Raw genomic sequence first — 1792 nt, forward strand, 5'->3', positions numbered from 1 at the left:
CTTCGGTGCGGGAGCGGCGGCGGGGCCGTCTTCCATGTAGCGGCGGATGTACTCCCAGAAGGCCAGCAACTCGCTGGCGTTGCGGGTCGGCTTGCCGACGAAGGTGACCTCCAGGTTGTCGGTGGGGGTGCCCTGCAGGTCCACACCGTCACCCCGATCCCAGACCAGGATGAGGAAGCCGCCGGTGCCCTCCAGTTCGCTCATCTTCTTGTCCAGGAGGATTTCGGTCTTGTCCCAGTCCATGATGAGTATGCCGCCCAGGTGCTTGGGGCGTAGCAGGTAGACCTTGCGGGTGACTCTATTGAAACGAACGATGATGCGTCGGGCGGTGAAGGACTCTAGGCGAAAATAACGGAATGTATATTTTAGAAATACGCCGAGCACCGCTAGGATGAGTAAGGGAAATAGGGGGAGGAAGAAATAGTCCTCACTGGTCAGTGGCACATCGTCGTAGTAACCGTGGCCTGCAGCAATGTATTCCACTGCAACGATGGTAGTTTTCAAGAAGAAATAGAAAAAAACCAATAGAACCAGCCTGCAAAGATTGTGATAACACCTCGCTTCTCATCATTGGGTGTGCGCAGGTCGATATATTGTTCGGAATAGGAATAGAGGGAGTCATTGTCGTAGACCTTTTTAGAGACAGAGTCGCCCACGCCTTCCGGAGCATGCAGCTCCGTTTGCCCCGGTTGGCGTTGTTTTTTTTCGTATGCTTCACAGTCTTCTTCGTAAGTGCTCAGGGTTTTTGACCATTGGAAGCCGCGTTCCAGAAAATACATCAGAGAGTGCTCCTAATGGCATTCTGTAGAATTTCAATTTCCCGTTCTTCTGTTTCGGCGATGCCATTGCGACGGTTCTTGCGGAATGTGCAATGGTCCAGATACCGCTGCAAGGCATCAGGAAGCACGAAAATCTCAATCAGAACCAATGACAAAATAACCAAATTGAGACCGAAGAAGATGCGGAGCATAGGCACCATTCGCGTGGCTAGGGAGCTAGAAATTTGCGCCCCTTTTTCTATTAAGGCGCCAACAATTGGTTTGCTTCCGTATTTCTTTAGAAGGTATTTAAAAAGCGGGCTGGCAAGTCCCAAACCGACTGAAACCGATAGAGAAGCTGCGCCTATTTGCGTGGTTGCGCGTAAGGCATATATTCCTGCTATTGAGTATTGTTTGAGTTCGAGGTTCTCGTACATGTCTTTGGCGTCATACCACGCGCCTACTGCGGCGGCCCCTCCCGCCAAAATCCCCGCCGTTAACCGCAAACCACCACTAAACACTTTGGCCCCTTGCTGAACGGCCGCATTGCCGCTGCGCCCAGCCAGCGTCACCGCCGTCGCCCCCAGTTCGACCCCGGCAGCTGTAAGCGCCACCACGGCCGCCACAACCTCGACATACTCCCGGCTGTGCTTGTCTGTCACCGCCAGCTTGTTGTAGAGGTTCCACAGTTCCAGAAATACCAGGACGCGACCCACGCGCAGTTCCGCCATCGGTCCCTTAGTCTCAGCGCGCAAAGCCTCGTCAAAGCTGCGATCGAGAGCACGGTCCAGGCGCCCCTTGGCTCCCCGACTGAGTGCCTTGCCGTCACGCATCTCCACGCGAATGTGCCGGGCAAAGCGCCCCAGCCTGGCCTGGACGGTGGCGGCGAGGACCTTGTTGAGCGGCTTGTCCACCAACGTTGCCAGCGGACTCTGGAACACCGAGTTGCCCAAGGTATCGATCAGCAGCGCGCCGCCCACCAGGTAGCTCGACGGCGGTCCTGCTACCGAGTCCACCAGCGAATCCAGCAACAT

At 55.5% G+C, this 1792-nt stretch carries 3 protein-coding genes; all 3 read right to left on the bottom strand.

Going from position 1 to position 1792, the window contains the following annotated elements:
• A partial coding sequence (locus PPL01S_RS24180) for a DUF6708 domain-containing protein (RefSeq protein ID WP_369472234.1) occupies nt 1-525 on the bottom strand: 525 nt, incomplete at its 3' end.
• Nucleotides 501-779, bottom strand: coding sequence for a hypothetical protein (locus tag PPL01S_RS25850; RefSeq protein ID WP_255212404.1), 279 nt, complete (start codon nt 777-779; stop codon nt 501-503). The genes PPL01S_RS24180 and PPL01S_RS25850, both read right to left, overlap by 25 nt.
• The coding region (locus PPL01S_RS25365; RefSeq protein WP_042156898.1) for a hypothetical protein at nt 779-1792 on the bottom strand (1014 nt) is incomplete at its 5' end. The genes PPL01S_RS25365 and PPL01S_RS25850, both read right to left, overlap by 1 nt.

The sequence above is a fragment of the Pseudomonas plecoglossicida NBRC 103162 = DSM 15088 genome, from assembly GCF_000730665.1.
In the GTDB taxonomy this organism is placed as follows: Bacteria; Pseudomonadota; Gammaproteobacteria; order Pseudomonadales; family Pseudomonadaceae; genus Aquipseudomonas; species Aquipseudomonas plecoglossicida.